Annotated in this window: 23 protein-coding genes; 13 read left to right on the top strand and 10 right to left on the bottom strand. The window is 56.9% G+C overall.

Annotated features, from left to right (window positions below; genetic code table 11):
* Nucleotides 1–2 precede the first annotated feature (2 nt).
* The 3 genes from CIK74_RS11205 to CIK74_RS11195 all read left to right on the top strand — a co-directional run bounded on the left by CIK74_RS11205 (nucleotide 3) and on the right by CIK74_RS11195 (nucleotide 2,232).
* A complete protein-coding gene (locus tag CIK74_RS11205; protein ID WP_096256297.1) occupies nucleotides 3–416 on the top strand; it encodes a DUF3151 domain-containing protein in 414 nt (137 codons plus the stop codon).
* 329 nt (nucleotides 417–745) lie between these two features.
* On the top strand, nucleotides 746–1,399 hold the full coding sequence (locus CIK74_RS11200; protein ID WP_096256296.1) for a DUF4956 domain-containing protein: 654 nt from the start codon (nucleotides 746–748) through the stop codon (nucleotides 1,397–1,399).
* Nucleotides 1,396–2,232 (top strand): polyphosphate polymerase domain-containing protein, encoded by an 837-nt coding sequence (locus CIK74_RS11195; protein ID WP_096256295.1) that lies wholly within the window; start codon nucleotides 1,396–1,398, stop codon nucleotides 2,230–2,232. Before CIK74_RS11200 ends, CIK74_RS11195 begins: the two co-directional genes overlap by 4 nt.
* Before the next feature lie 48 nt (nucleotides 2,233–2,280).
* On the opposite strand, the gene CIK74_RS11190 is transcribed toward CIK74_RS11195, so the two are convergent.
* Genes CIK74_RS11190 through CIK74_RS11180 form a run of 3 tightly spaced genes read right to left on the bottom strand, consistent with a single transcriptional unit; the run spans nucleotide 2,281 to nucleotide 4,905 of the window.
* On the bottom strand, nucleotides 2,281–2,949 hold the full coding sequence (locus CIK74_RS11190) for a response regulator transcription factor (protein WP_096256294.1): 669 nt from the start codon (nucleotides 2,947–2,949) through the stop codon (nucleotides 2,281–2,283).
* Nucleotides 2,946–4,391: a HAMP domain-containing sensor histidine kinase gene (locus CIK74_RS11185; protein WP_240520531.1), complete on the bottom strand. Its 1,446-nt coding sequence runs from the start codon at nucleotides 4,389–4,391 to the stop codon at nucleotides 2,946–2,948. Before CIK74_RS11185 ends, CIK74_RS11190 begins: the two co-directional genes overlap by 4 nt.
* The gene (locus CIK74_RS11180) at nucleotides 4,378–4,905 is read right to left on the bottom strand and encodes a hypothetical protein (RefSeq protein WP_096256293.1); all 528 of its coding nucleotides are present in this window, start codon (nucleotides 4,903–4,905) and stop codon (nucleotides 4,378–4,380) included. Before CIK74_RS11180 ends, CIK74_RS11185 begins: the two co-directional genes overlap by 14 nt.
* A gap of 177 nt (nucleotides 4,906–5,082) precedes the next feature.
* On the opposite strand from CIK74_RS11180, the gene CIK74_RS11175 reads away from it, so the two are divergent.
* The 4 genes from CIK74_RS11175 to CIK74_RS11160 are packed head-to-tail and all read left to right on the top strand — an operon-like array spanning nucleotide 5,083 to nucleotide 9,027.
* Nucleotides 5,083–6,210 (top strand): ABC transporter substrate-binding protein, encoded by a 1,128-nt coding sequence (locus CIK74_RS11175; RefSeq protein ID WP_096256292.1) that lies wholly within the window; start codon nucleotides 5,083–5,085, stop codon nucleotides 6,208–6,210.
* Nucleotides 6,211–6,213: 3 nt separating this feature from the next.
* The gene (locus tag CIK74_RS11170) at nucleotides 6,214–7,107 is read left to right on the top strand and encodes an ABC transporter permease subunit (RefSeq protein WP_240520530.1); all 894 of its coding nucleotides are present in this window, start codon (nucleotides 6,214–6,216) and stop codon (nucleotides 7,105–7,107) included.
* Nucleotides 7,104–7,940: an ABC transporter permease subunit gene (locus CIK74_RS11165; protein ID WP_096256291.1), complete on the top strand. Its 837-nt coding sequence runs from the start codon at nucleotides 7,104–7,106 to the stop codon at nucleotides 7,938–7,940. The genes CIK74_RS11170 and CIK74_RS11165 overlap by 4 nt, the downstream gene beginning before the upstream one ends.
* Nucleotides 7,930–9,027 (top strand): ABC transporter ATP-binding protein, encoded by a 1,098-nt coding sequence (locus tag CIK74_RS11160; protein WP_096256290.1) that lies wholly within the window; start codon nucleotides 7,930–7,932, stop codon nucleotides 9,025–9,027. The genes CIK74_RS11165 and CIK74_RS11160 overlap by 11 nt, the downstream gene beginning before the upstream one ends.
* Here the strand turns inward: CIK74_RS11160 and CIK74_RS11155 are convergent.
* A complete protein-coding gene (locus CIK74_RS11155) occupies nucleotides 9,024–9,509 on the bottom strand; it encodes an Lrp/AsnC family transcriptional regulator (RefSeq protein WP_229677147.1) in 486 nt (161 codons plus the stop codon). The genes CIK74_RS11160 and CIK74_RS11155 overlap by 4 nt on opposite strands.
* 105 nt (nucleotides 9,510–9,614) lie before the next feature.
* Between CIK74_RS11155 and kynU the strand changes: the two genes are divergently transcribed.
* The 3 genes from kynU (at nucleotide 9,615) to CIK74_RS11140 (ending at nucleotide 13,134) form a co-directional block, all read left to right on the top strand.
* On the top strand, nucleotides 9,615–10,895 hold the full coding sequence (gene kynU / locus CIK74_RS11150; RefSeq protein ID WP_096256288.1) for a kynureninase: 1,281 nt from the start codon (nucleotides 9,615–9,617) through the stop codon (nucleotides 10,893–10,895).
* 124 nt (nucleotides 10,896–11,019) lie between these two features.
* On the top strand, nucleotides 11,020–12,399 hold the full coding sequence (locus CIK74_RS11145) for an amino acid permease (protein ID WP_096256287.1): 1,380 nt from the start codon (nucleotides 11,020–11,022) through the stop codon (nucleotides 12,397–12,399).
* A 111-nt stretch (nucleotides 12,400–12,510) separates the two neighbouring features.
* On the top strand, nucleotides 12,511–13,134 hold the full coding sequence (locus tag CIK74_RS11140; RefSeq protein WP_096256307.1) for a thymidine kinase: 624 nt from the start codon (nucleotides 12,511–12,513) through the stop codon (nucleotides 13,132–13,134).
* Between the two features lie 15 nt (nucleotides 13,135–13,149).
* On the opposite strand, the gene CIK74_RS11135 is transcribed toward CIK74_RS11140, so the two are convergent.
* Nucleotides 13,150–13,689, bottom strand: coding sequence for a TetR family transcriptional regulator (locus CIK74_RS11135; RefSeq protein ID WP_096256286.1), 540 nt, complete (start codon nucleotides 13,687–13,689; stop codon nucleotides 13,150–13,152).
* A gap of 61 nt (nucleotides 13,690–13,750) precedes the next feature.
* Nucleotides 13,751–14,314, bottom strand: a complete 564-nt coding sequence (locus tag CIK74_RS11130; protein ID WP_096256285.1) for a small multidrug efflux protein — start codon at nucleotides 14,312–14,314, stop codon at nucleotides 13,751–13,753.
* A 122-nt stretch (nucleotides 14,315–14,436) separates the two neighbouring features.
* On the opposite strand from CIK74_RS11130, the gene CIK74_RS11125 reads away from it, so the two are divergent.
* Together CIK74_RS11125 and CIK74_RS11120 are read left to right on the top strand one after the other, a co-directional pair.
* Nucleotides 14,437–15,687 (top strand): histidine kinase, encoded by a 1,251-nt coding sequence (locus CIK74_RS11125; protein ID WP_240520529.1) that lies wholly within the window; start codon nucleotides 14,437–14,439, stop codon nucleotides 15,685–15,687.
* Nucleotides 15,687–16,292, top strand: coding sequence for a response regulator transcription factor (locus CIK74_RS11120; RefSeq protein WP_096256284.1), 606 nt, complete (start codon nucleotides 15,687–15,689; stop codon nucleotides 16,290–16,292). The genes CIK74_RS11125 and CIK74_RS11120 overlap by 1 nt, the downstream gene beginning before the upstream one ends.
* 69 nt (nucleotides 16,293–16,361) lie before the next feature.
* Here the strand turns inward: CIK74_RS11120 and CIK74_RS11115 are convergent, their stop codons facing one another.
* The 3 genes from CIK74_RS11115 to xylA are packed head-to-tail and all read right to left on the bottom strand — an operon-like array spanning nucleotide 16,362 to nucleotide 20,294.
* The gene (locus tag CIK74_RS11115; protein ID WP_096256283.1) at nucleotides 16,362–17,630 is read right to left on the bottom strand and encodes an FAD-binding protein; all 1,269 of its coding nucleotides are present in this window, start codon (nucleotides 17,628–17,630) and stop codon (nucleotides 16,362–16,364) included.
* A gap of 9 nt (nucleotides 17,631–17,639) precedes the next feature.
* Entirely contained in the window at nucleotides 17,640–19,067 is a 1,428-nt protein-coding gene (xylB, locus tag CIK74_RS11110) for a xylulokinase (RefSeq protein WP_096256282.1), read from the bottom strand.
* A 39-nt stretch (nucleotides 19,068–19,106) separates the two neighbouring features.
* Nucleotides 19,107–20,294 carry a xylose isomerase gene (xylA, locus tag CIK74_RS11105; protein ID WP_096256281.1) on the bottom strand — a complete coding sequence of 396 codons (1,188 nt, stop codon included), beginning with the start codon at nucleotides 20,292–20,294 and terminating at the stop codon, nucleotides 19,107–19,109.
* A gap of 130 nt (nucleotides 20,295–20,424) precedes the next feature.
* On the opposite strand from xylA, the gene CIK74_RS11100 reads away from it, so the two are divergent.
* Nucleotides 20,425–21,660 (top strand): ROK family transcriptional regulator, encoded by a 1,236-nt coding sequence (locus tag CIK74_RS11100; protein ID WP_096256280.1) that lies wholly within the window; start codon nucleotides 20,425–20,427, stop codon nucleotides 21,658–21,660.
* Here the strand turns inward: CIK74_RS11100 and CIK74_RS11095 are convergent.
* Entirely contained in the window at nucleotides 21,657–22,454 is a 798-nt protein-coding gene (locus CIK74_RS11095) for a MerR family transcriptional regulator (protein ID WP_096256279.1), read from the bottom strand. The genes CIK74_RS11100 and CIK74_RS11095 overlap by 4 nt on opposite strands.
* Nucleotides 22,455–22,626 lie beyond the last annotated feature (172 nt).

Here is a 22,626-nt window from a genome sequence, read left to right as displayed (position 1 = left end):
ACATGGTCGGAGAGAACCTACTGGGGATTCCAGAAACACTATTGCCGGAGGAAACCGACGTGCTTGCGCGTCTGGACGCCGGAGACGAAGCTATCGACTTGGCGGCTAAGTTCCCATCGTCATCGCTGGTCTGGGCTCTGCTCGCCAACGAGGCTCATGCCGAGGGTCGCACCGTGGATTCTTACGCGTTCGCTCGCGTGGGTTATCACCGTGGCCTGGATTCGCTGCGAAAGGCTGGATGGCGCGGACAGGGCCCAGTGCCTTGGCGCCATGAGCCAAACCGCGGCTTTCTGCGTTCGCTCTACGCGCTGGGCCGTGCGGCTGCAGCGATTGGTGAAAGCGAAGAAGTGGATCGCATTGAGAAGTTCCTCAACGATTCGGATTCCAGCGCAAAGGCAGCTATCGAAGCCGAGTAACAACTGACAAAAGATGCGGACGAAAACTTACAAGTTTTCGTCCGCATTTTTTGTCCAAAAGCACGCGACCCATAGAGCTGTGCGTGGAAGACTCTCCAATCCTCATGACTTTTCGGCGTTCAGGGCCCACTTGGGGTCGAGCATAAACATCTGACCAACCTGTGTCTCGCTGAGCTTTGAACCATTAACATCAGTGTTCGGACCGTTTAGCGCCGATGATTGAAATATGAGGGCGTTCTCATGAGGTTCTACTTTTAGTTTCATATTGTTTACCTAGAGTTCATTTGAGAGAACAAATCATCACCTCATCACAATGAAGGGAGTCCACCGTGCTTTCGTTCTGGCTGGCTCTAGGTTCAAACATCGTCGGCATCACCATCTTGGTTTACTTCGTGTATTTTCGCAGGCATTTCAGGCGTGATTTGGTATTGGCTTACGTTGCGCTGAGCATGGGTATTTTTGCGGTCACCATGTTGCTTTCAGGCAGTGGAGCGGGGATGGGGCTTGGGCTGGGTCTCTTCGGTATTTTGTCGATTATTCGACTACGTTCCGATACTCTGACGCAAGAAGAAGTCGCTTACTACTTCATCTCTCTTGCCATTGGTCTGGTTAATGGACTGCATCCGGACCCGGCCTGGTTGGCGCCGTCGGCTACCGCCGCCTTGGTGCTCGTAATGTATGTGGCAGACCACCCAAGTTTTGCACCGCGCACCGAACGCCAGACGGTGACTTTAGAGAAAGCTTATGCGCAAAAGCCAGATCTGGTGGCTGCGCTAGAAGATCTGCTCAACGCGAAGGTACTGCGCACCGTGGTTGTTGAACTGGACATGGTCCGTGACCTGACTATTGTGGATGTCCGCTTCCGGACCAATAAGCACATGAAACCACAGCAGCAGCCGGTGGAGTCCGGTGGTACCTATGAGCTAGCAAAAGCCTCGCCAACTTCGGCAACTGAGGCTAAACAGGAGTCGTGGTCGAAATGACCGCGCAAGCGATGGCTTCGCTATCCCGTGAGGTTTTAGAAGATGCTGTTGTAGATCGAGCACCAATCGGACTAGCCGAGGTGATCTCGGAAGCCGCATTGCAAACTCGTGTGGACCGTAAATTTTTGCTGACGCCAGAAGAGTTCACCGCATTGTCTGAACGGCTGGGGGATCAGTTTAAAATCATGGAAATCGACGGACTACGAACCTTTCGTTATGAGTCTGTGTACTTCGATACCGAGGATTTTGAACAGTATCGTGCCCACCGCCAAGGGCGTCGCCGACGCTATAAGGTCCGCTCCCGCACATACGCGGATACCGGACTGTCGATGTTTGAAATAAAAACTAAAGGACTCCGTGGAGCAACGGTGAAACACCGTGTGGAACAAGCGCCAGAGCAAGCCGGTGAACTCAGCGAAGAGAATCGTGAATTCCTAGACCAGGTATTGGCCAGCGAATATGGCGAAGAAGCGCCACCGTTGTCAGCGGTCCTTGATAGCACCTACACCCGAGCGACATTCGTGAATCCCATTGACGGTGAACGAGTCACCTGCGACGTGGAATTGAACTACGCAAACGATGAAAAACAGATCGCAGGACCGGACCTGATAGTGGTGGAAACCAAATCCGCAGACGGCCGTGGGGTCTCCGACCGGGCGCTTGCTGAACTAGGTATTCGTGAGGTCAGCATGTCCAAGTACTGTATCGGGATAGCATTGCTACATCCTCAGCTCCCAGCCAACCGCTGGAGTCGACTCTTGGCCCAACGCTTCGGAACGCGCCATGGCCCGGTGTCACACCCGACGCGCCCCTGGTCGATGGTCCGTAGTTAGATCTCCTAGGCAAGCATTTCCCCGAGAATATCTCGGGGAAATGCTTGTTTAACGCGCGCTAGCTAGGCGGTAGCCCACACCTCGAACGGTTTCGAAGCGTTCCCCGCCAAGTTTGTTTCGTAGGTAGCGCACATACACGTCCACCACATTTGAGCCAGGATCAAAGTCGTAACCCCACACTCTGGAGAGCAGTTGTTCGCGGCTGAGCACCTGGCCTGGGTTGCGCAGGAAGGCTTCGGCCAGCGCAAATTCGCGGGCTGAGAGTTCAATTTCCTTTCCTGCCACGAGTACCCGGCGTCGCAACAAATCCATTTCGAGATCCTCGTGACTGAGCACCGACGTTTCGCTCGCATTATCTTCTGTGCGCAGACGTAACCTCACGCGGGCTAGTAATTCGTCAAAATGGAAAGGCTTGCTCATATAGTCATCGGCGCCATTTTGCAGTCCGGTGACGGTGTCTTCCACGCTGCCTCGCGCGGTCAAAATAATGACTGGGGAATCAATATGTGCCGCACGCATTCGTCGGAGCACCGAGAAACCGTCTTCATCAGGTAGCCCAAGATCCAAGATGATCAGCTCAAAGTCGCCTTCGAGGGCCAAATCAAATCCGTCACGGCCGGTACCGGCCACAGCAGAAGTCAGTCCCGCTGCGCGCAGGCCCTTGGCAACAAATGAACTAATACGTGGCTCATCTTCAATGATCAGGATACGACTCATACTTCGGTACCTCGTTTTGTCAGTGGGATATCGATATAAAAAGTGGAGCCCTTCCCAGGCTCAGCATCTACCCAGACGCTACCGCCATGGGTCGTGGCTATGGCCGAAACAATGTTTAACCCCAGACCGGAACCGTCCGAGCGCACCGAGTTCTTTCCACGCCCAAAGCGCTCAAAGATACGTTCGATATCTTCGGGTTGGATTCCCACGCCGTTATCTGAGACCCACCAACGCAACAACGTCTCGCCGTGTCCGTCTCTCAGAACTTCGTTGCCCAAACCGATGCGAGTGCCAGTGGAAGAAAACTTCACGGCGTTAGCGCAGAGCTGTAACATCGCCTGGGTAATGCGCGTTTGGTCGAGGGTGACGGTAGATTCGCAGCGGTAATCTATGCGCCAGTGCCGGTCACCTAAGCCACGGGCTTTGTCCAAAATCTCATCTAGTAGAGCGCCCACTTCCGTGGGTGCTGGCTGGATGAAGTCAGCCCGGTTTGATTTAGCGAGCATTACTAAGTCGTTAATGAGTAGGGACATGCGACTCATCTCGTCCAAGGCAATGTCTTTGCTCTGCGTGACGTCTTCTGGATCATTTTCATCCATTAGTTCAAGATGTCCACTGACGATGGTTACCGGTGTACGTAGCTCATGTCCAACATCGTCCAGTAGCTGTCGTTGTGACTTGAGCGAGTCTTCTAAACGGTCGAGCATCTCATTGATGGTCACCGTCAACTCGGCGAATTCATCGTTTCCGGTGACTTCAATACGCCGAGACAGGTCACTTTCCGAGATCTGGTGTGCGGTGGTTTGCAGTCGTCGGATCGGTTCCAGTGTCCGGTTGACGACCAACCAAGAGGCGCCCGCCGCCAGCGCCATGACGAGGAACCCTACGGCCGTAAATATCGAGATATTACGGTCATTGGCGCGTGCCTCGGCGTGATAATCATAGGCGAGGACGAAGGCGCTCGATTTGGGGTCTTCCGGAAGCTGCACGGGAACTACCACCGCCCGATAGGTAGTGATTTCGGTGGTGACGGTGCCTAGGTGGATATGGCTATCTGTTTTGCTCTGTTGCGCCCACTGGAGAAATTCAGGGTCATCTTCGAGCCGTAATTCCACTACTTCGGGTGCGGTCCAGCGGACGTCACCATCGGCTAGTCCCAGCATGCCTTGATGCCGGGATGGCAACGTGCGTTGCATGGCGGTGTAGAGCAGATCTTCGGCTTTTTCAAAGCGTTTCAGCGTTCGAGGATCCACCCCGGTTTCGGTGAGCACCCCAAATTCCTGCACGGTGCGTGATAACGAGTCATCGATTCGCTCGTTCAATTCATGACGTTGAACCGCGAAACTGGCGGCCCCCGCGCAGAGCAACGCCAGTCCCACAACCAGCAGCATTCCGGTGAGCACCCGCGCACGGATGGACCATGAGCGTTTAGTCGTCATCATCGCCCTCTAGGTCATCATCGTCATCGTCATCGTCATCGTCATCGTAGCTGTTTGCCGATGGTGGCAGTGGGACGACTGGTTTTTTGCTCGGTTTTGGTTTGACCGTAGGGGCCTTGCTCGGCTTGGCCGTAGGCGATTTTTTCACCGGAGGCGCACTAGTTTTCGGGCTTTGAGTTGGTATCGAAGTTTTTGAGGGTTTGTCCGACCGGGTTGTCGAGGGGGTGGGTGATGGTGAGGGGATACCTGGCTCACCGCCCGAAGGAGAGGGGTGCGTGTCCTGGATGATGAAGCCGTTTCCTAAGTCTTTATCCGAAGGATCCGCGACGACCTGCCGGATGCCGAGAATTCCCAAGAGCACCACCACGATCACAATGACCAGAAGTGCGATACGACGCAACGTTTCCAAACCCATACCACCATTGTGTCCGAGGCAAATGAGACGAAGATGAGAACCGGCGCGCGTTGCAAGTTCGGCATTAGCGACTCGCCTCGCTGAACTTGAAGGTTCATCCATTCGGATTGTTTTTCTCCTCGTTACCTTCTCGTAGCAGGTAGTTCAACATGGGCACTCTGAATAGCAAGGTTCGATGGCTACGGTCAACTTGTATCAAGGTTTCCGGGCAAATCTGTCCAACTTTTGCTAGTAATCGCGCACCTAAAACAAGTGCGTCTCTTGAGGAGATCCATTCTTATGAAGTTTCGTTCATTGCTTTCAGCGTCGGTAGTGCTTTCTTTATCTGCAACGCTCGCCGCCTGCTCTGCTGAACCACCGGCAACCGCTGTAGCGGGCAACGGCGTTGATGCGAGCACCGCGACCAGTGCCGCCGACTTTGGTGGGCTCGATGCCCTTGTTTCCGCAGCTCAAGAAGAAGGAGAGCTCAACGTCATCGCTCTACCTGAAGATTGGGCGAACTACGGGGCAATCATCACCGGATTTGAAGACAAATACGACATCACCGTCAACTCGGCCAACCCGAATGCTTCTTCTGCCGAGGAAATTCAGGCAGCCGAAAACCAGGCCGGTCAAGACACCGCCCCGGACGTTTTTGATCTGGGTGCCGCTGTGGCTTTGGCGAATACCGATAAGTTTGCCCCATACAAGGTCAAAACCTGGGACTCGATTCCTGAAGGCAATAAAGACACCGAAGGGCTTTGGGTGAATAACTACACGGGCATTATGTCCGTTGGCTATGACTCCTCACGCATCGAAGAGCCAAAGAAGCTTGATGACCTGCTTGGCGAAATGTACCGCGGGGCCGTGGCCCTGAACGGTGACCCTACCCAAGCTGGCGCGGCATTCGCTGCCGTGGGTAATATCTCGGCACTCTCAGGTGGAAGCGTTGCAGACTTTGGAGCGGGTATTGACTGGATGCAGAAGTTGAAGGATGCAGGAAACTTCCTCACCGTTGACCCAACCCCGGCCACCATCGCGTCGGGTGAAACCCCGGTTGTCTTCGACTGGTCCTTCAACAACATCGCAGCTGCCTCAGGGAAGTCTGATTTTAAGACCACTATCATCCCCGGAGCTGCTTACGTCTCCTTTTACAACGAGGCGATCAGCAATGATGCCCCGCATCCAGCCGCTGCGCGACTGTGGCAGGAATGGATTTTCTCGGACGAAGCCCAGCAGTTGTTCCTCGAGGGCAATTCGGTTCCTGTGCGTGTGGATGCGCTGAAGGAATCGGGCGCCGTTGACCAGGCTCTGCTTGATGGTGCAACCTTCGGCACAACTTCCGCTGATTGGATCACCCCAACCGTGGATGACACCGACGCTGCAAATAAATTGCTGACCGAGCGCTGGTCGGCGCTGACAAAGTAGTCGTTGCCAAACAGAAAAATTCATGGATCCAAGGAGCAATGGTTCTCACTGAAACGAAAATTCGCATGGCTGGGGCTGGCCCCGTTCAGCGTCTACATCCTCGCGTTCCTCGGGTTACCCACGGTCTTGGCGGTGGGTAGCGGGTTTAGAGACGGGCAAGGAAAATTTACGCTCGCCAACTTCTCGGTGTATTCAAACCCTGCCGTCTGGGACACCTTCGGGGCCTCGGCCGGGCTCAGCGCACTAACCGCTGTGGTTGGCGCAGTGGCCGGGGCACTGGTGTGCTGGGCGCTAACCGGGGTGAATCAGGACAGTGCGGTACGCCGGATGGTGGACGCCGCTTCCTCGGTACTGGCCCAGTTTGGCGGTGTGATGCTTGCATTCGCATTCATTGCGACCATGGGTGCGCAAAGCATTCTTCGCCTGTGGATGCAGGAAACATTGAACTTTGATATTTATGCCAACGGTGTCTGGTTATATCAGCTGCCGGGCCTGATTGGTCCGTACCTGTACTTCCAGATTCCTTTGATGGTCATTACCTTCTTTCCAGCTATTGAACGGCTTCGTCCGCAATGGGTGGAGGCGAGCGCCACCTTGGGTGCCAATAAATTCCAATACTGGCGGCACATCGGCTTCCCGGTGCTTGCGCCCTCGTTCTTGGGTGCCCTGTTGCTCTTGTTTGCGAATTCTTTCTCCTCGTATGCCACAGCTGCAGCGCTGATCAGCCAGGGTGCACAAATTGTGCCATTGCAGATCAGGGCAGCCTTGATTGGTGAAACCGGCGCCTCGAACGCAAATTCTGCCGGTGTGCTGGCTTTGGGCATGATCGTCGTCATGGCGGTTGCGATGGTGCTTTACAGCGCGTTGATGAAACGAGCGGCAAGGTGGCAACAATGAGTCGTGTAGCAACTCCACCGCAGAAATGGCTGCGTCGCGTGATTCTCTGGGGCGTCACCCTGATCTTTTTGATTCCGCTGTTTGCCATGACCGAATTTACGCTGCGCTCACCGGGTGGAGGCTATAGCTTTGAGCACTGGCTTGCGTTGGGAGAAATCGGCGATAGCCGTCAGTATCGTGTGCTAGCCAACGGGCTGAGCAATTCAGCGGTGCTCAGTGGGCTCACGTTGGTGTTAGTGCTTGGAGTTTTTGCCCCAACTATTATCTGGGTTCATCTTCGCTTCCCAAAGTTTGAACGAATCCTTGATCTGCTCACGGTGCTACCCATCGCCATTCCGGCGATTGCATTAGTTGTGGGCTTTGCGCCGATTTATCGGCTGTTAGGCAAAAGTTTAGGTTCTGGGGAATGGACGCTGTTTCTTGCCTATGGTGTTTTGGTGTTGCCCTTCACCTATCGGGCGATCATGGCAGATCTGCAGGGAATGGACGCACGGGTACTAAGCGAGGCTGCGAGGTCTTTAGGAGCAACTTGGTTTGCGGTGTTCACCAGAGTACTTATTCCGGGGCTACGCCGTGGTCTACTTTCGGCCTCACTATTGACGATTGCGATCGTGATGGGCGAATTTACGGTGTCTTCGTTGCTTAGCCGGATGACCTTTCAAACGGGGTTGCTCCAGATCTCTCAAACGAACCCGTTCATCGCCGTGCTCGTTTCACTGTTGTCATTGATCATCATGTTCGTTTTGCTCGCTACAGTTTCTGGAGCCGGCTCCAGAATCCGGAACAGTAAAGTACGCACGCCTTCAGCCAAGGAAAAATCTTATGTCGCATAGTTTCGCTGTTCCGAGTCCAACTCCCACGCCGGCAGCTCCCAGTGGTATTGCGCTGTTGCAAGTTCGCAAGGATTACGGGCAGGCAACGGTTCTACACTCGGTGGACCTGAGCTTGAAACCCGGTGAACTAGTTTGTCTCCTAGGGCCTTCGGGTTGTGGGAAAACCACTGCGTTGCGCTGTTTGGCTGGCCTTGAAGACGTCACTTCGGGCAGTGTACTCATTGATGGGCAGGACGTTTCGGGAATTCCGGTCAACAAACGCGATATTGGGATGGTTTTTCAGGCCTACTCTCTATTTCCGCACATGACAGTACAGAAGAATGTGGAGTTTGGTTTACGGATGCGCAAGATTTCGGCGTCCGTTCGCCGACAGCGAGTGGCAGAATCCCTGGAACTTGTGGGGCTGAGCGGTTTTGACGATCGCTTTGCCGCGCAGCTTTCTGGAGGTCAACAACAGCGTGTGGCTCTAGCTCGTGCGCTGGTTACCCGACCTCGCGCGCTATTGCTGGACGAACCGCTGTCCGCGTTGGACGCTAAAGTGCGGGTGCGACTTCGTGAACAAATTCGCGCAATCGTCACCGATCTGGGCATCACCACGGTATTCGTGACTCACGATCAGGAAGAAGCACTCGCGATCTCGGACCGTGTGGCGGTGATGAATCAGGGAAGAATTGAGCAATTCGACACCCCTCAAGAGATTTACCGCCACCCCGTCTCCGCCTTTGTGGCTGACTTTGTGGGAATTTCAAACAAACTTCCGGGTCTAATTGAAGATGACCAGCACGTGCTGGTCCACGGGCAGAGTATTCCGGTTGCCAAGATGGGGAATGCAAAGGTCGGGCAAGCGGTCACCGCCTTTGTACGTCCCGAACATTTGCGAATTCTCCGTGCCGGTGAAAATATCGGACCAGCATTGGACGGTGTGGTGATTTCTTCAGGATTCCTTGGATCCCTTCGGCGCACCCTGGTGCGCCTCACGGCCCCAAAATCCGAAATTGCAGTACAGCACGAAGCTTCTGAAGAGTTTTTACCCGGTGATCGGGTGGTCGTTAGCGTGCTACCGGTCCCTGTCGCGGTGGGTGCTTAGCTTAAATGCTCAAAGATGATTGCCGTCTGCGTGGAAGAAAAAGCTCGGTTGGCGCCAAGATGCGTCGCCACGAAGGTGCGCAGGTCATCAATGCTGCGGGCGGCAACTCGCACCAAGAGATCCGGTGTACCGCCGAGCACAAAAACATCTTTGACTTCCGTTAGCTCTTGCAGGGTCCGTGCTGAGGCAAGTAGCCGGTCACGTGCCGCCGGAGCAACCACCACAGAGATCATGGCATTGACGGTGACACCGAGAAGCTTTTCGTCGATAAGCGCGGTGTATCCGCGGATGACCCCGGCGCGGTGCAACGCCTTGACTCGACCCAAACAGGTCGAAGGCGCCAGACCAATCTTGGCCGCGAGCACATTATTGGCAATGCGGGCGTCGGTTCGAAGTTCGGAAAGAATCGCCAAATCGATCTCATCGACGCGAATAGGATGCGGTACGGCTTCGCCCTGGACCGACCAAAGTGAACTTTTCACGAAAATATTTCTCATTTCTTGGCTATTCTTCGAAATCAATCGAAGTATTTCGTCACTGATTCTACGATAAGAGATAAGAAGTATTCCTAGAAGAACTGAGAAACCGTGCAAACTGAACTGAGCCGAGCTTCCCTAGCGCAGCTAGATGCCAACGATCCGCTGATCCGGTTCCGTGAGCGCTTTCAACTCCCCGAAGGCGTCATCTACCTGGATGGAAACTCTCTCGGAGCGTTACCGCATGGAGCCGCAGAGCGTGCCGCGCAAGTCGTCACCCAGCAATGGGGCCACGGCCTAATCCGCTCGTGGAACGATGCCGGTTGGTTTGAACTTCCTACGCGTTTAGGCGACAAGCTGGCCCAGCTACTCGGCGCAAATCCGGGTGAAACCGTGGTTACCGATACCACCAGCCTTAACCTCTTTAAGGCTTTAGCCTCGGCACTTCGCATTCAGCAGGTTGATGGCCCAGACCGCCGGGTGCTGATCACCGAACGCGACAACTTCCCCACAGACATTTACATCGCAGAGGGCCTGGCAGACCTGCTCAACTCTGTCGGCGCTGAAACTGGCGTCAGCTACGAAGTGAAACTGATTGATAGCGAAACCGAGCTGCTTGCAGCCTTAGGAGACGACACCGCGCTCGTGTCCCTGTCGCACGTGAACTATCGAACCGGCGCCATGTGGGATATGGCTGCTATTACCGAGGCGGTTCACCAGGCCGGCGGGTTGGCGATTTGGGATCTGGCACATGCTGCCGGTGCAGTGCCCGTTGCGCTGAACGCCGCAAACGCTGACTACGCGGTAGGTTGCACCTATAAATACCTCAACGGTGGCCCCGGATCGCCGGCATTCATTTGGGTCAACGCGCGCCATCACGAACGTTTTTGGCAGCCACTGTCCGGCTGGTGGTCCCACCAGGCGCCATTCGCAATGGCGGAGAGTTACACGCCAGCCAATGACGTGCGTCGCTTCATGTGCGGCACCCAGCCGGTGACCTCAATGGCCATGATTGAGGTTGGTCTAGATATCAGTGTTGAAGCGGAAATGGACAAGGTCCGGGCGAACTCGCTAGAACTGACGGACTTATTTATCGAACTTGTTGAAACCCGCTGTGCCGGGTACGGGCTGGAACTGATCACCCCACGGGATCATGCTCGCCGCGGGAGCCACGTCAGTTTCAGCCATCCCAACGGCTATGAAATTATCGCTGCGCTCATTTCCCGAGGGGTCATCGGTGACTATCGAGAGCCTGCAGTTTTGCGTTTTGGGGTTACGCCGCTCTACCTGAGTCGCACCGATATCTGGGATGCGGTAGAGATCCTGCGTGAAGTTCTGCACACTGGGGCATGGCAGCGCGAGGAGTTTACCGTACGAAATGCCGTGACATAGCGCAAAATTCACTGACCTTTGGGTCAGCGACCCGAGAATCCAGCGATTTTACGCCAGCGTACCCTTAATAACAGCGTGGCATCCATCAATGTCGCGCTGTTCGCATAGGTCTAAGGGAGCATCGTTGGGCAAGCAACCGGTACACGTCACTGATTCCGGGTCGGGTCTAAAGAAGTCATTAACACCGGCCCAGATGTCGATGATCGCCCTGGGTAGCGCGATCGGCACGGGACTGTTTGCCGGCAGCAAATTGGCCATCTCCATGGCCGGCCCATCGGTGATCGTCAGCTACTTGATTGGTGGAGTCGTAGCGCTGCTGGTCATGGGTGCTCTCGCCGAAATGACGGTTAAGCAGCCGGTGGCTGGATCCTTCGGAGTCTATGCCGAACGCTACCTGGGACGGTTCGCCGGGTACCTGACGAAATACCTTTACTGGTCCGCGCTAATCTTCGCGGTGGGTACCGAGGTCAGCGCCGTGGGTGAATACATGCAGTACTGGTTCCCCGAAATTCCCGGACTGCTCTGGGTGATCCTCTTTTCCGTAGTGTTGCTTGCGGTGAACTTCGCCAGCGTGAAAACCTTCGGCACCACCGAATACTGGTTCTCCGCGATCAAGGTCTTCGCCGTGGTCGCTTTCATCATCATTGCTCTGTGGTTGGTCTTCCATGATTCTAATGACCAGTTCGGCTTCCAGAACTACACCGCCGAGGGCGGCTTCTTCGCCAATGGGCTCTCCGGTATGTGGAGTGCGGTGATCGTGGCGATCTTCTCCTACATGGGCATCGAAGCTATCTCGATTGCCGCGGCCGAGGCCCGCAACCCAAAAATTGCGGTGCGCAAGGCCTTCAAAGTTTCCTTCCTGCGCCTACTGCTCTTCTACGTATTCACCATGGCGTTGATCCTCGCGGTGGCGCCCACCAGTGAACTCATTTCCGGTGGTTCTCCGTTTGTCACCGTGATGTCCCAGGTTGGAATTCCTTTTGCCGACTCGGTGCTGAACTTCGTGCTGATCATTGCCGCACTGTCGGCGATGAACGCGCAGCTCTACGCCGCTACTCGCATGTTGCACTCATTGGCTGACTCCGGTCATGCACCACGCCTAGCCCATAAAACCAGCAGCAACGGTGCCCCGATCCACGCGGTGTGGATGTCTGCTGGCGGAATTGCCGTGGCTGCACTGGTCTACGCCATGGTTCCAGAGGGTGGATTTGGCATCATGATGTCACTGGCTACCTTTGGTGCCTTGGCTACCTGGTTCATGATCTTGGTGACCCATGTGGCTTTCCGCCGCAAGGTGCACAGAGAGCAGGTTGTCTTGGAATACAAACTCCCCGGATACCCGGCCGCCTCACTATTTGGTGCGGTATTACTGGCAGGACTGCTGGTGACCTCGTTCGTCGTACCGGAATTCAAGTACACGTTGATCTTCGGAGTGCCGTTCGTCATCGTCATGTCGGTGCTCTACAAGCTGGTCTTTGCCGGCAAGAAGCAACCTTCGGCCTAGCCTGGGCAAGTCGTGGCCCGCGGAGCCAGTTCACTGGAGAATTCTGTTGCGGGCACTAAGATCATAAAGGGCTTGCTAGATAGCAGGCACAGCAACCTTCGAGGAGCAATGGTGGCCAAGCTGTATTTCCGATACGGGGCAATGAACTCGGGCAAATCAACGAGCTTATTGCAGGCTGCCTTCAACTATGAGGAACGCGGCCAGCGGATCTTGTTGGCCAAGCCCGGCGTCGACACCAAGGGGGAGGCCTCGATAGTTTCCCGGTTAGGGCTTGAACGCGAGGTTGACTTCGTGATTAGCCCACAAGGCGATGTGCGTCAGCAGTTCGCTGCGATAGCTTCCGGCGAGGACCCCGAAGCCCTTCTCACCCACGTTGATTCACCCCCGGTCGCTTGCCTGCTAGTCGACGAGGCGCAGTTCTTGACCCGAGAGCAGGTTGATGACCTGCTGCGCATTGCCGTGCTGGACAATGTTCCGGTCCTTGCCTACGGAATCCGCACGGACTTTAGAACCCATGCTTTCCCGGGCTCCGCGCGACTAATGGAGCTTGCGCACTCCTTGGAAGAGCTAAAAACCATTTGCCGTTGCGGACGCAAGGCAATGTTTAACACACGCCGGGTGGGGGACCAGGTTGTTTTTGACGGCGACCAGGTGGCTATCGACGGGGAAGACGTCTGGTACGAGTCTCTGTGTGCCTCGTGCTACCTAGAGGTCTCCGGCGGGCGACTGAGCTAGGTTCTTCTAGTGGGGTTAGTCGCGTGAGAAAAGACCAGAAACTGCGCGCTGCAGTCCCCAATCAAAACCGTCACTTTGTGGTGCATCAACGTCCAACTGCACAAGGTTTTGACGGTAGGCCACCGAACCTAAAATGTGGTTGAGCAGTAGCTGCTGACCAAAACGGGCATCCTCTGTGGACAAACCTGCAGAGTGAAGCAAGTCGCGTAGCTGCAGAACCGGGTTGAGCTGCTCAACTTGCAATGCGCTGGCTACTTCGATCACCTCTGGGCTGTCCTGGATGGGAAGCAGAGCCAAGTACAACTTGCGGCATAGCTGCAAAACAGCGTCGGCGGGTGTTGCAAAATTTTCTGGGATGACACGTAGCTGCTCGGTGTTCAATAATTTTGCGGCAACGGCAGCCAGTAGCTCTTGTTTGTTCTTTACATGCCAGTACAGCGCGCCAACCTGAACTTCGAGTTCTTTGGCTAAACGCCGCATGGAGAGGTCAGCTAACCCAAACTGTTGCAGGATATCGACCGCGGTATCCACGACGGTCAGCTGAGTTAATGCCATGCCTTCTAGTCTAGACGTAGTGTCACCGACTACCCATGCGCGCTGACCTTGCCGGGTTTTCCTAGGCTGCGACGTTGACGACGCTGGCCACAAAGATGGACAGCACGGCGGTCCAGCCGACGATTGCGACTGCCTGCCAGATGAGGATGCGTGCCTTGTTGATGCCGGCGGCAGCGAGCATGGTGGCGGTGAAGTGCGTGGGTAGTAGCAGTGGGCCGAGCAAGCTCACCCCTGGCACGCCGTAGCGTTCGAATGCGCGCTGGAATTTCATGCGGCGGTTGGCTTTGCGTTCGCTGTCCGCGGCTACCGGCGCAATACTTCCGCGGAGCTGTGCGTCTTCGGTGCGGTTGGCACCATTTACTGCGATAGGTTCTTTGGCTCGTTTGCGGTTGACCAGTGCGGTGCGGGCACCGGAACCCAGTAGCACAAGCAACGCCACACAGATGAAGTTGCCGATGATGGCGGCTATGGCGGCGGCCACCGGGTTAATTCCGCCAAGAATGCCGATGGTTGCCGCACCTTCGCCTTCGATGAAGGGAACTGCGCCGGCGAGGGCGACGATCAGTGGCTGTGCGAGTTCTGGGACTTGGGAGATGAGGTCCTGGAAGGATTCGATGAGGTTCATTATTGTTCCTGTCGTGAGTTGTTGGATGTGTGTGTAATACAATTTCATCGCGTTTTCAGCGTCACGGTAAGTGCCTAAATGTCACTTGTGACAGGGAGCTTTGCATGTTTAGGTAATGACAAATGTCATCCCCGTATACTGAAGAAATGAGTGCTCCTTTACCTGCCGATTCGACGGAGAACTTCGGCCCCGGATCGATTGGTTCGCGCAGGCTGAGAACGGGAATCACCGTCACCTGGTGGTACACGGTGGCAGGCTTGCTGGTATTTCAGCTCATGGTCGTATCCCTATGGATCGGGGCGCAAGCCAACCTGGGTAAGAGCCCATCCTCCGTCGTAATCATGGCTATCGGAGGAGTGGTGTGGTGCGCCGCCACCGTGCCGCTGATGGTGCAGTACCGGCGTCGAGATGAAACGGCCGGAGCCGCTGCGCAGTGGCGCGCCATGCTTCTTCCGCTGATTATTTCCGTGGCCTTTGCGCTCACGGCGGGCCTGCTCAGCGGGCTCTGGGTGGTTGGCGCGGTGCCTCTCGTGCAATCTCTGATGCTGCTCAACTGGCCTCGCGGGGTGCGCCTGCGTCTAGTGATCGTGGCGCTGGTGCTGCTAGGTGGACTGTGGTTCATCGACCTGAGCGCGGTGACTTCCGCTGACGGGGGGAGCGCAGAAAGCTGGTGGACACTGGGATTCCTGTCCATTTTGCTGCCTGCCATGACCGCCAGCTCGCTATGGTGGTGGGACGTGCTAGCCACGCTTGACCGCGCCAGGGCAGCGGAATCGCGGTTAGGAGCCACCCAAGAGCGGCTGCGGGTTGCCACCGATGTTCATGATTTACAAGGACATCACCTTCAGGTGATCGCGTTACAGCTCGAACTCTCCGAACGGCTGCTGGCGCGTGACCCGGAAGCGGCGCTGAAGCAGCTGCGGCTGGCCAGGTCCAGTGTCGCCGAAGCCCAGCAGGGCACCCGAGATCTGGCCATGCGCTTCCGTGGTGTTCCGCTGCGCGACGAGATTGATAATGCGGTTGATCTACTCCGCGCAGCCGGCACCTCGGTTAACGCCACGGTGTCTGCCGAGGCGAACCTGGCGCCCGCTGCCACTCTCGGACCGATCATTCGCGAAACAACAACTAACGTACTGCGTCACGGCGCCGGGAAACGCGCGCACCTGTCATTACAACGTGAGGCAGAACAGTGGCGCTACGAGATCACTAATGATCGGGCCGCCGAGACTGCAGGCAACGTTGAGGGGTCCGGTTTACAAGGGATCGGCCGCCGTGTGGCCGAGGCTAATGGTTCGGTTCAGGTACACCGTGGAAAACATGAGTTCTCGATCGTGGTGCTGGTGCCAGCTTTGAACTCTAAGGAAGAACAATAATGATCCGAGTTTTAATCGCAGATGACGAAGTAATGATTCGTTCGGCGGTGGCGGCCCTGTTGTCTTTAGAGGACGACATCGAGGTGGTTGCCGAATGCGCCGACGGTGCGCAAGCTGTTGTCATGGCAGAGAAACTAAAGCCAGATATCTGTCTGCTTGATTTGGAGATGCCAGAACTTGACGGTGTTCAGGTGGCCGACCGGCTGCGCACCACGCTGACCGCCACACGCTGTGTTGTGGTGACCAGGCATGCCCGCCCCGGAGTGTTGCGCAGGGCTCTGGCTTCCGGGGTTAGTGGGTTCTTGCCAAAGTCGCGAAGCGCCAACGAGATAGCCGAGGTTATCCGCCGTGTCATGGCGGGGGCACGCTACGTAGACCCCGAGATTGCCGCCGATGCGCTCAGTGATGAACGAAGCCCGCTGACCGAGCGGGAACTGGACGTATTGCGCGCGGGGAGACGTGGTGAATCCACAAGCCAAATCGCTCGCTCGCTGAGCCTTGCCCCCGGAACCGTACGCAATTACATCTCCGCAATTCTGGCCAAGTTGAACGTTGCTACCCGCCAACAAGCGGTGTTGCTCGCCGAAGAACGTGGATGGATCTAAAGCAAAAACCGGTGAGCCTGCCCAGCGCCACATGACCACTTTCAAGAGCCGGGCAAGACCAGCGTGCGCTTAGGTTCCGAACACCGTACGACGCAGGTATTCGTTGCGGAACTTGCCCGCAGGATCTAGCCGGTCAGCCAGCGCAATGAAGTTATTAAACTTCGGATACAGGCTGCCGAGCTCGGAAACTTGGGCAGCAAAGAGCTTGCCCCAGTGCGGTCGAGCAGCAAACGACGCCAGGGCTTCTTCGATCTGCGGAAGGATCGCCTCGACAGCTTTCTGTTGCGGCTTCCAGGTAAAGTGCAGGGCGATGCCATCACGGTCGTAGTTTCCACTGAGCCAGAGCTCATCGGCGGCAATGGTACGCACCTCGGAGATCAGCAGTAGGGGCGTGATGACCGGTGAGAGCTTACGAATTGTTTGTATGGCTGCCACCGCGTGTTCGCGCGGAACCAAATATTCGCTCTGTAGTTCATCACCGGCACTGGGCATAAAATCCATGCGGAAATGGGCTAGTCGGTCCGACCAAGGCCCTGTCTCACCCAACTGGATGCTGCAGATCGCCCCATCGGCTCCAGGCAGCGGGTGCACTGCAGCAATTGCCGGCAGGCCATCAAATTTGCCTTGATCAATATCGTCAACCAGTGCATCACCCACGCGTCGCTTGAGCCAGGTCTGTCCTACATGGTCCCCGCTCCAATCGGTGAACAGGCTGACGCTATAGGCCGAAGCCTGGACGGCATCGAAGTCGTTGAGGACCTTGTCCCATGACAAATCCTCAAAGACGGTCTGTTGCACTTCGAAGGCTGGCAGGATATCCAAGGTGAGGTGGGTCAATACGCCCAGCGCACCTAATCCGACAACCATGCCATTGAAATCTTCGTCGCCACGCTGCACGGTCATCAGCGAACCATCGGCCAGTACCAGTTCTACTGCGCTGACGGCGGTCGCGAGGTTACCGTGGGTTTCTCCGGAACCGTGGGTGCCGGTAGACACCGCGCCGGCCACCGAGATATGTGGCAGTGAGGCGAGATTATGCAGGGCGAAACCTGCTTCCTGCAACACGTCGGCCAGCGCGCCATAGGTGATGCCGGCACTGACTCGCACGGACATTGCCTGCGGATCAATTTTGATCTCTGCTGGCATCTTGGCCAGAGAAATCATCAGCTCCCCGGTATCGACGATGTCATTAAAAGAATGACGCGAGCCCAAAACCTTCACAGATTTTGCTACATGCACGTGCTCCCGCAACTGTTCGATGCTGGTGGGGTAGAGCAGTTCCTTGGCCCCGTATGCAAGATTCCCTGCCCAGTTCAGTTCCTTCTCACGTAACTGCACAGTTAGTCCTTACTTATTCAGCCACTGGCTGGAAACCAGTGCGCGGTAGCGTTCAAGTACCTGCGGTGTTGGTTCTAACGCCGCTACCTGGACGGTGTCCTGAGTCCACTTCGGGAATGCTCCGGCCAGTACACCGGCGGCCTGGCGCGCAGCGCCATCTGCCACATATTCGCCCGGGGTCGGAACCATGATGGGCAATCCTAGGACCTGCGAAGCGATCTGCTGCACGGCTCGGGACTGCGCGCCACCACCGATCAGGATGATGCGCTGTGCGCGCACCCCCTGGGCTTCTAAAGCATGCAGGCCGTCGGCCAGTGAGCAGATCACTGCCTCCACGGCACTGCGGGCCAAGTTGGCCGCGGTGTAGTTGGCGCGGGTAATTCCGTGCAAGGAACCTGTGGCCTCTGGCAGGTTGGGGGTGCGCTCGCCGTCAAAGTACGGCAGCAAGGTTAGCCCGTCCGCCCCAGGGCTGGCGGCTAGGGCGAGGTCGTTGACTTCTTCCAGAGTCACCCGCAATAGGTTGGCGGTGGCATCGAAGATGCGGGTGGCATTGAGCGTGCATATCAAAGGTAGGTAGTTTCCGGTGGCATCGGCGAAGCCGGCCACCAGCCCGGAGGCATCTGCCGACGGAGCATCGGTCACGGCGAACACCGTACCGGAGGTGCCCAGCGACATGACTACGTCTCCTAGCTTGGCGCCGACGCCCAGTCCAGCGGCGGCGTTATCGCCAGCGCCCGGGCCGATAAGGGTGCCTGTCTCGGTGCGGCCGATGGAATCTAGTGGTCCCACAACGCTAGGCAGGATTGGGGCGTGGCCCAGATGCTGCTCTAGCGCTTGTTGGTCATAAGTGTTTTCGGTGGCACGGTAGTAACCGGTGCCCGAGGCATCCGAACGGTCGGTGCGCAGGGCGGCCAGACCTTCGGCTCCGCTACCCGGACCGTAACCGGCCAGACGCCAGGACAGCCAATCATGTGGCAGACAGACGGCGGCGACCTTCGCCGCATTTTCTGGTTCGTGATCCTTCAGCCAGCGCAACTTGGTCAGCGTGATGGAGGAGACCGGAACGGTGCCGGTGCGCTGCGCCCAGTATTTGGCGCCCGCTTCCACATCGCCCTGGCCCGCGTCATTAATGATGTTGATAGCCGCCTGCGCGCTGCGGGTATCATTCCACAGCAGCGCAGGACGGATCACGGTGGCAGACTCATCGAGTACCACCATGCCATGCTGTTGCCCACCCACCGAGACCGCCTCCACGTCGTCCAGGCCACCGGCCTGAGCGATCGCTTCTTGCAGTGCGCTGAACCAGAACTCCGGGTCAATTTCGGTGCCCTCGGGGTGTGAGGCGCGTCCAGAGCGGATTAGAGCGCCCGTTGCGGCGTCGCGAATGACCACCTTGCATGATTGAGTGGACGAGTCGATGCCGGCAACGAGCGTCATTATTTTCGGCTGCTTTCTGCGGTGGGTGGGGTGAGTGATTTAGCGGGCGTTGAGCAGGTGCTCGATAGCCAGCTGGTTCAGGCGGATGAACGCGAAGTTACGCTGCGCGGCCGCATTGGCGTCGAAGTCAGCGAAGCTTGCTGCGTCGCTCATCAGCTGCGCCGCGGTTTCGCCAGCGTTCAGGGTGCTCTCGCCCAACTCGAAGACGCCGGAGAGCTTCATAGCTTCCTGGACTTCTGGGTCTGCGCGGAAGGCCTGGGTACGTTCCTTGAGCATCAGGTACATGGACATATTGGCCTTCGCCGAGTCCCACACGCCGTCGTAGCCGTCGGTGCGTGATGGCTTGTAGTCGAAGTGGCGCGGGCCGTCGTACTTCGGGCCACCGGTTGGGAAGCCATTTTCCAGCAGGTCAACGGTGAAGAATGCGCTGGTCAGATCGCCGTGACCGAAGACCAGGTCCTGGTCGTACTTGATGCCACGCTGGCCGTTGAGGTCAATGTGGAACAGTTTGCCTGCCCAGAGTGCCTGAGCGATGCCGTGGGTGAAGTTCAGGCCAGCCATCTGCTCGTGGCCGGTCTCAGGGTTAAGCCCAACGATGTCGCCGTGTTCCAGCTTTTCGATGAAGGCCAGGCCGTGACCGACGGTTGGCAAGAAGATGTCGCCGCGTGGTTCGTTTGGCTTTGGCTCCAACGCGAGACGCATGTTGTAGCCCTTTTCCTTGATGTAGCTAGCAGTGGTGTCTACGCCTTCGCGCATACGATCCAGTGCCGCAGCCAGGTCCTTGGAACCGTCGTACTCGGAACCTTCACGGCCGCCCCACATGACGAAGGTCTCGGCGCCCATCTCTGCAGCCAGATCAATGTTGTGCAACACCTTGGCCAGCGCGAAACGGCGGATCGAGCGGTCGTTCGAGGTGAATCCGCCGTCCTTGAATACCGGGTGGCTGAACAGGTTGGTGGTCACCATGGGGACCTTCAGGCCGGTTTCCTTTAGCGCTGCACGGAAGTCGGTCAAGATTTGCTCGCGCTGGGAAGCGGTGGCGTCAAAAGGAATCAGGTCATTGTCGTGGAAGGTGACGCCGTAGGCGCCGAATTCGGCGAGCCGGTGGACGGCTTCGATTGGATCCAGGTTCTTGCGGGTGGCGACACCGAATGGATCGGCGCCGGTCCATCCCACGGTCCACAGACCAAAAGTGAAGCGGTCGGCGGCGGTTGGTTGGAGAGTCATTAGATACATCCTTGGATCGAGAGAGTGTGGCTTTCACCATTTAGTTTATATCCTGAACTATATGGTTAGCGATGAGTTAGAGTCAATAGGAAACGGCAACAAGCCGGCCAAGATTTTCTAAGGAGCAGGCATGCGCAAAACAACGGCTGAAGCCCAGCCTGCACCTTCGAATGCGCCCGGAAATGTGGGGGATGTGCGCAAGGCGAACCTGGCAAGGGTTTTAGCGGTCATTGCCGGTGCCCACAGCGAGCATCGACTCTCTCGTGCGGACATTGCAACGCGCAGTAAACTCACCAAGGCCTCAGTCTCCAGTCTGGTCGCTGACCTGCTGGAAAGCGGATTGATCATTGAAATCGGAGTGCACCGAGACGGAGAACGTGGACGGCCCTCGGTGGGCCTGATATTAAACCCCGCACGCTGTGTGATCGGCATGGAAATCAACGTCGACTACATCTCCGCCGGGCTAGTAGATTTATCTGGAAAACTGCTGACACACCAGATTGTTCCGCGCTTGAACCGTGCGGTTAACGCTGAACAAGTCATCGATGCACTGAGTGAGCTAAGCAGCCAAATGCAGCAGGCGGCCGAGGCCCAGGATCTGAAGATCCTTGGCGGTGGGCTCGCAGTGCCAGGTCTGGTCGATGAGAAGAGCTACACTGTGCTCCAGGCGCCAAACCTTGGCTGGGAAGCTCAAACCTTGGACGTCCGAAAACTACTGAGCGAAACGAAGACCCGCTTCCGCCTCTTTAACGAGGCCAACGCCTCGGCGCTGGCCCAGCAACAGCTGATGGAACCAGCCGAACGCGATTTCCTCTTCGTCTCCGGCGAGGTGGGCATTGGCGGCGGTCTGATTATCGATGCCGAACTCTTTGCCGGCCCGCAGGGCCATGCCGGCGAGCTGGGACACGTGGTGGTCCAACCAGAAGGCAAGTCATGCAGCTGCGGTGGCCGCGGATGCCTAGAAACGGTTGCCGGACAGGAAGCCATCCTGACCGCGGCAAACCTTGGGGTGGCTGCCCGTGGCGTCTCGCGTCAGCAGCGCATTGAGCGTCTCTACCAAGCGTTGGAATCCGGGCAGGAGCCGGCCAACATTGCCGTGGCAGACGCCGGTAAGTCACTGGGGGTTGCCGTGGCATCGGCGATGCGCCTATTCAACGTATCCACCGTGGTCTTCGGCGGGCATTTCGCCGCGCTAGAGCGGTGGCTACTGCCGGCTACGACGAGCAGCCTCAGAACCTATGCACCAAGCATTGCCGGCCAAGCAAAGCTGAGATTTTCTCCGCTGGGGCAGACCGGGGCCCTGATCGGTGCCGCGCACAGCGTGGTGGGTGATTTACTAGAATCACCGCACCAGCTGGTTGGCTAAGCTACGCTGACCGGCTGCTGCAGTTCGGTCACCCAATCGCCTTGGTCTTCGGACACAGCACGCACGTAGACTTCGCGGCACGGACCGGTCGGAACCAAGCCGCGGGCCAAGACTTCTTCGTGCACGGCCTGCCAGCTTTCATGGATGCTGTCCATGGCTCCGAGGTGCACCCCGCAGATGGCCTCAGGCACAGCAGGAAGCTCGACGATCTCGACACCGGTCAGGCTCGGAGCGCTCGTGGCGTATCCAGCAATGACCTCTACTCCATCCTCGGTTCCGTTGTACTGCGCAATCGGCGTGGAAAGGCTTTGGCCGTGAAGGGATTGCGCGATTTTGTCGAAGAGCGGGCCGACTCGACCGGCGATTTCAGGTTGCTCGGCCACCGTGAAGCGGCCTGCTGCCAAGCGCACCGCGGGCAGTGGCTTGTGGATGATTTCAATGCGTGACATGAGCTTCTCCTTGGAGATCAGTTGCAGACGCCGCTGCACATCGGCCAAGCGCTGCGTGGCTAGATGGTGCTCGGCCTCAACCTGAGCCTGGCGAATGTGTAGAAGTTCGGCTATTTTTCCTGCGCTTGCTCCCTGATCCAAGATCAAAGAAATTTCTTCGAGCCCGAATCCCAAATCACGCAGCGCAACAATCTGATGCAAGCGCTGAAGCTGGGAGGGGTCATAGGAGCGGTAGCTGCTGAACGGGTCTACATGGGCGGGTCTGAGCAGGCCGGCGGTGTCCCAATGCCGCAGCATGCGGTGGGTTACCTGACCGATCTGTGCAAACGCCCCGATGGATAACATACTTTAGTTCTCCGCTCTCACACTGTGTCAGAGTCAAGTTCTTGGCTGATTTTGGGACAATTATTGCATTGTGAGGGTTCTCCTGGGCGGTTTTTGATGACCGGCAATGTTCAGGAATCTCCGGGCCGCTACGAATAAACCATTGGATGCGGTAGCCGCTGGTTATAGTCTT

This window comes from Glutamicibacter sp. BW77, from assembly GCF_002332285.1.
Taxonomy (GTDB): domain Bacteria; phylum Actinomycetota; class Actinomycetes; order Actinomycetales; family Micrococcaceae; genus Glutamicibacter; species Glutamicibacter bergerei.
The sequence above is the reverse complement of the archived record's forward strand: the minus strand, read 5'-3'. Positions and strand labels throughout refer to the sequence as shown.